The 7605-nt window shown below is 67.4% G+C and carries 5 protein-coding genes; 3 read left to right on the top strand and 2 right to left on the bottom strand.

Translation table 11 applies throughout. The features are described from left to right. On the top strand, positions 1–1915 hold a 1915-nt coding region (locus AAGI46_14070; protein ID MEM1013333.1), incomplete at its 5' end, for a glycosyltransferase. A gap of 13 nt (positions 1916–1928) precedes the next feature. Here AAGI46_14070 and AAGI46_14075 read toward each other — a convergent pair. Further along, on the bottom strand, positions 1929–2819 hold the full coding sequence (locus tag AAGI46_14075) for an SDR family NAD(P)-dependent oxidoreductase (protein MEM1013334.1): 891 nt from the start codon (positions 2817–2819) through the stop codon (positions 1929–1931). Positions 2820–2879: 60 nt separating this feature from the next. Between AAGI46_14075 and AAGI46_14080 the strand changes: the two genes are divergently transcribed. Continuing rightward, the gene (locus AAGI46_14080) at positions 2880–3272 is read left to right on the top strand and encodes a DUF2237 domain-containing protein (protein MEM1013335.1); all 393 of its coding nucleotides are present in this window, start codon (positions 2880–2882) and stop codon (positions 3270–3272) included. Between the two features lie 50 nt (positions 3273–3322). Further along, on the top strand, positions 3323–5731 hold the full coding sequence (locus AAGI46_14085) for a HEAT repeat domain-containing protein (GenBank protein ID MEM1013336.1): 2409 nt from the start codon (positions 3323–3325) through the stop codon (positions 5729–5731). Between the two features lie 121 nt (positions 5732–5852). On the opposite strand, the gene AAGI46_14090 is transcribed toward AAGI46_14085, so the two are convergent. After that, complete coding sequence (locus tag AAGI46_14090; GenBank protein ID MEM1013337.1) at positions 5853–7400, bottom strand: heterodisulfide reductase-related iron-sulfur binding cluster; 1548 nt, start codon at positions 7398–7400, stop codon at positions 5853–5855. Between the last annotated feature and the right edge of the window lie 205 nt (positions 7401–7605).

The raw sequence follows: 7605 nt of genomic DNA on the forward strand, positions 1-7605 counted from the left end.
GACGAAGAAGACGAAAGCCCCACCGAGCCCCGTCACGCCCGAGTCCGTCCGCCGATCGGCACTGCTGTTTGAAGTTGGTTGGGAAGTCTGCTGGCAGCTCGGCGGCATCTACACGGTCCTACGGACCAAGGCCCGGACGATGCTGGAGCAGTGGGGCGAGCGATATGCCCTCGTCGGCCCGTACAACCCGGCGACGGCGGTCACGGAGTTCGACGAGACGCCGCCCGACGGCGTGTTCCGCGACATCATCGACGCCGCCAAGCGTCGCGGCGTCGAGGCGAGGCACGGGCGATGGCTCGTGCCCGGTCGGCCTCGGACGATTCTGATCGACCATCGCGCTCGCTTCGGCTTGCTGCACGAAGACAAGTACTTCCTCTCCGCCGACCACGGCATCGAAACGCAGGCGGACGACGGCGAGGTGAACGAGGTCGTCAGCTTCGGCTTCGCGGTGGCCGAGTTCCTGGCAGCGGCATCAGAGGTCAACGCGGGGCTAGGCCGGGCAACGCTGGCGCACTTCCACGAGTGGATGGCCGGCGTGGCATTGCCGCGGATCGCGCATCGGCAGATTCCGGTGCAGACGGTCTTCACGACGCACGCAACCCTGCTCGGCCGCTACCTCGCGGGCGACGACTCGAAGTTCTACGACCACCTGCCCTTCTACGACGCCGACAAGGAGGCCGACAAGTACACGATCGGCCCGCGGCACCGCATCGAGAAGGCGGCCACGCACTCGGCGACGGTTTTCACCACTGTCAGCGACGTCACCGGCCGCGAGGCCGAGCACCTGCTGGGCCGATCGCCCGACGCGATCCTGCCCAACGGCCTGGACATCGAGCGGTTCGACGCCCCGCACGAGTTCCATCACCTTCACAGCGAGTACAAGCAGGAGATCCACAACTTCGTCCGCGGCCACTTCTTCCCCAGTGGCGCGTTCGACCTCGACAACACGCTCTACCTCTTCACCAGCGGCCGGTACGAGTACAAAAACAAGGGCCTGGACCTCTTCGTCGAGGGCCTCTTCCGGCTGAACGAAAAGCTCCGCTGGGCTCGCGACGTTGACGGCGAGACGGTGCCGACGGTCGTCGCGTTCATCATCACGCGGGCACCCGTCCGCAGCATCAACGTCGAGACGCTGGCCAACCAGGCACAGCTCGAAGAGCTCAAACGGACGTGCGATGAGATCACGGCCGGCATCGGTCAGCGGCTGTTCGAGGAGGCGTCGCGAGGGCACATGGTCGGCCGTGGTGACCTGATCGACGAGGATGCGGAGATCAAGCTCAAGCGGGCCATTAATGCCGCGCGGGTCCGTCGCTTCCCGAGCGTCGTGACGCACGATCTGGCCGACGATGCGAGCGATCCGGTCTTGCGTCACCTTCGGCATCGCAACCTGATCAACTCGCCCGGTGATCCGGTGAAGGTTGTCTTCCACCCGCAGTTTGTCAGCAGCACAAGCCCGCTGATCACGCTGGACTACGGGCAGTTCGTCCGCGGCTGTCACGTGGGCGTCTTCCCGAGCTACTACGAGCCGTGGGGCTACACGCCGATGGAGGCGATGGCCAGCGGCCTGCCGAGCATCACGACGGACCTTTCGGGCTTCGGCAGTTATGTGCGTGGCCAAGACGAACTGGAGCAAACGATGCCGAGCTACATCCCGCACACGCCCGCCGTGCTCGTGTTGGATCGTGGTCGCAACGGCTTCCACGACTCGGTCGAGCAAATGGCCGAGCACCTGTTCAACTTCACGAAGCTCAACCGGCGTCAGCGGATCGAGGTGCGCAACCGCGTCGAGAAGCTCAGCGGCCGATTCGACTGGTCGGTGCTTGGTCGGCACTACCACTCGGCCCACGAGCAGGCGCTGGGCTATCTCAGCGGCGGCAAGCCCGAACGCGGCTCGCTGGAGCTTGTCGAAGTCTGACGCGGCAAGCCGGTCACAGCTCGTCGTCCGCGTCGTCCCGAGTTACGCCTGCGACGGCGGAGATGATCAGGGCCGCGCCGGCGGACAGGGCGGCGGAGGTGAGCGGGTGTGCCTTGATCCGCGACGGCAGTCGCGTCGCCCCGGACTCGCCTCGATCGCCATTCGCCGAAGACGACGGCAACACGGCCAGCACGAACGTCTCGACGACGCTCGGTAGAACGGCACCGAGCATCGACAGCGGATCGGAGGCGCCGAGTCCTCGCGTTCGATGTTGGGCCGCATGAAGGATGGCCCGGGCGACGGACTCGCACGCTGCCTCGTCGTCGGGCGTCGCATCCGCACTCGGGACGACGAGCGCGACGTTGACCGGCAGCTTGTCCAATCGGACTTCCTGCCGCAGCGCATCGGTCAGCCCCTTCACGGCGTGCTGGCTCGCGACGTGGATGGCGTCTTGGGGCGTCGTCTCGGACGAGACGCTGCCGACGTTGATGAGCGATCCGTGGAAGCGTTGGTCGGTTCGCTGCTTGAAGTGTCCGACGGCCTGACGGGTGCCGTGGAACACGCCGGCGACGGTGGTCTGGAAGACGGCCTTCGCGTCGTCGCTCGTCGTATCCGACTCGCCGGCGTCGTTGATCCAGGTGTCGTAGTCGCCGAATCGCTCGATGGTGGCGTCGTGGAGGCGTTGGGCGTCCCCTTCGATCGAGACGTCGCACGCCACGGCCAAGGCTTCGCCACCATTGCCGTTAATTTCGTCGGCGAGCCTGCGGAGTGCCGGTTCGTCCCGACCGGCGAGCACGAGTCTTGCCCCGCGTTCGGCGGCCAGGCGGGCGGTGACGAGCCCGAGGCCGCTTGCGGCCCCGGTAAGGACGATCACCTGATCCTCGAGGGGCTTGAGCCGACTCATGCCGTGTCGCGGAACAAAAGCGATGCCGGGCAGGCACGGCTTGTGCAGGGTGAGCTCGCCATGCGACCCGATGACGTCAACCTGCGACCGACCGCCAAGAACGTCCTCGGCGGACCACTCGCGGTCTGCGGAACCGACCCGAAGACCGGCTTCTACCGCGACGGCTGCTGCGAGACCGGCCCGCAGGACGTCGGCAGCCACACCGTCTGTGCCGTCGTGACCGAAGAGTTCCTCGCTTTCACCGCCTCACGCGGCAACGACCTGTCAACGCCTCGCCCGGAGTTTCGATTTCCAGGGCTCAAGCCGGGCGACCGCTGGTGCCTGTGCAGCGGGCGATGGCGCGAGGCGGACGAGGCGGGCGTCGCTCCGCCCGTGGTGCTGGAGGCAACGCACGAGCGTGCACTCCGGGCCGTCGATCTCGACAGGTTGGAGGCAAATCGCGTCGAGGCGTAACCGGCAGAAGGGCTTCGGGACAAGTTGTGGATTGAAGTCGACGCGACAGCGTGTCCGATAACGGCGAAGTGTCGTCTGCCGTCCATCGCCTGCTGGCTGCCGATGCCTCGCCCGCGGCGGACGAGGCGTGCTTGGCGGCGGTGCGCCTTGGCGATGACGCAGAGGCCGTTGCCGCGCTGGGGACGTTGCTCGATCGGAATCAACCGGGCGCACTCGTAGAGCTCGTCCGGAGCTTCGACGAGTTGCCGGTCGCCGCTCAGCAGCACGCCGCAGAAAAGGCTCCACAGCTCGCGGCCGCGGCGCAGAAGTGTGCTCGTCGCAACGAGGCCGAAGCTCGGATCGCGGCCGCTCGGTTTGTCGAATCGGCGCGGCACAAGTCGCTCTTGCCGACGCTCGCCTCGCTTCTGCACACGCGCGACGCCGATGTCGCCCGCGCTGCCATGTCGGCCTTGACGGGTTGGATCGAAGACGCGACGTCGACCGAAGATCGCGACGCGCTGACGCACATCGTCGCCGACGCCTTGGAGGACCCACGCGGCGTGGTCGCCTCGGGCCGCACTGCAGAGGAACACCTTGTTGCAGCGGCCGTCGAACTCCTCGGGCGCGGCACACGTGCCCGGCCGCTTGCGGACCTGATCCGTCGACGCGGCGGTGCCTCGGCCGCCAGGCTGAATGCCCCACGGACCGCCGGCGACGTGGCCGCCTGTCTCTCCGGCGCCGCGGCTGCGAAACCGATTCTGGCCGAGGCGTTGCGCAACGCACCGACCTCTGTCGCGGTCCACTTTGTCCGTCGGGCGCACTTGCTGTCCGACGCACGGCTCGCCGCCACGGTGGCGACGCTGCAGGACGGACCCTTCTGGTCGACGTCGCGTCTGACCGATCTGCTCGGCCAGCTCGACTCCGATGTCGAAGACACACTGCAGCCCGACGATCTGCCGAATCTGACGACATGGGTCGTTTCGGGCGCGACGCTTGACGTCGAGGCGTTGCTCGTCCAGATCGACGAGGCCGCGGGCGACCATGCCGAACTTCGGCACCGCATCGCCCGTCGGGCTGCGACGCTCTCGGCATCGCGTGGGATTGACTTGTCGCCGGCGTGGATGGACCGATTCGCTGGCTCCGCCGACGCTCGGCTGGCGCGCTTCGGCGCTCGCGAGCTCGCCCGCCGGAGCCGTGGCATCGAGGCCGACGGTACAGGACGCACGCCGAGTCAGCGTCAGCAGGCCGAGCGGTTGTTGCTGGCACGGTGTTGCAGTTCGCCCGCGATTCGTCGCGCCTGCACGCCGGAACTCACGGCTTCGTTCGAGCGCGTCTTCCGCAAGCTCGTTCGCCTCGAACCCACTGCCAAACGTCCATCCGGGCAGGCCTCGGTGCGCAAGGTTCGCGCAGCTGGGCTGGCCCTGTTGAAACTGCTGCCCGACGCATCGCGTCGTCTCGATCGTCTCGCCTCGACCGGGCCGGTGTCGTCGCGGATGCTGGCGTTGTCGCTGGCCGAAGAGGCAGGTGTCGCCGTGCCGCAGGCGATTCTGCGATGCGCTCGATCCGGCGACGCGAAGCTGCGTGCACGGGCGTCAACGCTGCTGGCCGGTGTGGCGGGCGACAAGAACCTCGCGCTCCTGCGTACGCTCCTCAACGACGCCGACGATCGCGTCCGAGCCAACGCGGTCGAGTCGCTCCAAAACCTCGGCCGACTCCGCGAGGCAGACGACTTGCGTCGATTGCTGCACGCCCGCGAGCGGCTCGGCCGAAACCGCGAACGCGCAAATGCGATCGTCGCGCTTGATGCCAACGGCCTAGGCGATGCGGAGCGGCCGCTGTTCGACATGCTGCGCGATCGCCGGGCCAATCACAGGCTCAGCGGCGTCTGGGCGGTGGGCGAGACGCGTCGCTGGCGCCTTCTGGACGAAGTCGCTCGTCTCGCACGAAGCGACGGCGACGCGGGCGTCCGCAAGCTCGCGACCAAGACCGTTCGCCGCGTCGCGACCGAGCTGCGTGGACGAACGAAGAAGACAAAGCCACTTCAGGCAGCGGCCGCGAGCGTTGTTGGTTTTGCGTTGGTGACGAGCCACGCGTCGGCGTCTGACTTTGACGCGAGTCGGCTCGAAGCCCTTCGCGGCGGATTCGGCGGCAACGAAGCCTCGGCCGACGCCGGACCCTGGTTGGCCGCAGCGGTGATGGTGGTCAGCGGCGGGATCGCGATCGGCCTGATCGCACGCAAGGTCCGCCAGGCACTCCAACGCCGCAGCATCGGCCCGGCCGCGATGGACCGGCGGCTCTGCAAGGCGCTTGGGCTTCCGAGCAACGCGGCGCGACGTCTTCGACACCTCGCCACCCGAGCCGACCTGCCCTCAGCCGCGACGCTGCTCTTGTGCCCGAGCCTCATCAAGAAGCTTGCAAACCGCATGGGGCCGCAGGACCGACTGGTCCTCGACCTGGCGCTTCTCCGTGTCGCGAGTTGATCGAACGTTGTAGCCGCGGGCTTACAGCCCGCGGTTCGTCGTCGAATTGGTTTCGCAGTTCAAAACCGCGGGCTGTAGGCCCGCGGCTACCGCGATCGCTGCGCTTCGAGGACCACGTCCTTCACCCGCGTCCGAACATCGCGGCGTGGACGAGTTCGACAGGGTGGACGATCTTGATCGGGCGGCCCGCCTCACTGGCGATGGCGGCGAGGTGCATCGTGCAGCCGATGTTGCCGCTGACCAGAACGTCGGCACCCGTGTTGGCGAAGTGCTCGAGCTTGCGACGTGCCAAACGGCCGGCCATCTCCGGCTGGGTCAGGTTGTACGTGCCTGCTGCGCCGCAGCAGATGTCGGACTCGGGCAGGTCAATCAGCTCCAGCTCGGGCACGCGACTCAGCAGTTGCCGCGGCGGTGTCGCCACGCCTTGGGCGTGCTTGAGGTGACACGCGTCGTGGTACGCCGCCTTGAGCTTCACGGCGTTTCCGAAGGCGAGCTCGCCTTCGCCTACGCCGAGATCGAGGAGCACCTCCGTGATGTCGCGGACGAGGCCGGCGAAGGTCTTTGCACGTCCCGCGTACTGGGCGTCATCGGCAAGGAGGTGGCCGTACTCGCGCAGCATCGCTCCGTCGCCGGCGGTGCAGTTGGTGATGTAGCGGACGCGCGGCTTGTCGTCGGGGATAAAGGTGTCGATGTTGCGGCGCGCCAGGTCCTTCGCATCGTCGCGATCGCCGGCGTGGTTATGGATGGCACCGCAGCAGACCTGGTCAGGCGGGGCGATGACGTCGGCACCGGCCTCACACATGATCTCGGCTGCCATCTGATGCACGTCGGCCGACATCACGCCGGCGACGCATCCTTCGAAGAAGCCGATTGCCACGTTCACGCTGTCGGCTTGCTCGGCCTGTTCGGGGTCGAGCATGCGGACCACCATGTCCATCCCGCCAGCACGGCTGTGCGCCGGCATCGGTTTGGCCCAGATCGCCGCCTTCTCGTCGATCGGCAGAAGCTGGTCCATCCGACGCAGCGTCGGACCCATCAGCTTCATCAGGCCGACCTTGCGCGCGATCCGACGCAGGCCAACGCGATCGGCCAGACGTGCACCGGCGAGTGCGACGCGGAGCCTGTTCGGCCTGGCCAGAAGCTTGACGGCGATGGCTTTCTTCAAGCCCGACAGCTGTTCCGCCGGCGGCCCACCATCAAGGCGATCGTGCGACAGCTTGTAGACCGCGTCATCCAGCAGGGTGCCGTAGTCGACGCCGCTCGGACACGCCGTCGCACACGAGAGGCAGCCGAGACAGCGCTCGATGTGTTTACCGGCTGCGTCGGTGTACGGAACGTCGCCGTCGTGCAGGCCGAGCATCAAGCGAATCCGACCACGCGGCGAGTCGGCCTCATCGCCGAGCTCGAGGTACGTCGGACACGCCGGCAGGCACAGGCCACACTGAACGCAGGCATCACCAGCGGCCTTGGCTTCTTCGGACAGTCGGATCGTCGGGCCGGCAGGCTCGGGTTCGGGCGTCGGCTCCAGGTCGTCCGGAGCCGGCTCGGAGGCGACGGGTTCGTCGTGTCCGTCGTCGACCAGCCCCTCTGGGTCGACGGTCCGGTCCGAAGCGATGCCCGACGACCCCTTGGATGGGGACGACTCGGGTTTCAACTGCGGATCGAACACCAGGGAACCTCGCTGAAGCATCGTACGGGTGCTGTGGACCGACGGAAGCGGGACCGGCCACGCCGGTTCCGCCTGTCTGGCTCATCGGTCATCGGAGTCGATCGCGTGCGTCGGCGACGCTTCGAGACGATCCTCCTCAAGCTGCGGCAGTGCCGGCAGCGTGCCGTCGGGATCGAACTGGGCTTTGAGTTCCCGGAGAATCGAC

The organism is Planctomycetota bacterium (assembly GCA_038746835.1).
Lineage (GTDB): Bacteria > Planctomycetota > Phycisphaerae > Tepidisphaerales > Tepidisphaeraceae > JBCDKH01.

What these genes read in the sequence shown, in the direction of transcription:
- AAGI46_14075 (MEM1013334.1), bottom strand. Translation starts at nt 2,819, where the DNA reads ATGAGTCGGCTCAAGCCCCTCGAGGATCAGGTGATCGTCCTTACCGGG.
- AAGI46_14080 (MEM1013335.1), top strand. Translation starts at nt 2,880, where the DNA reads ATGCGACCCGATGACGTCAACCTGCGACCGACCGCCAAGAACGTCCTC.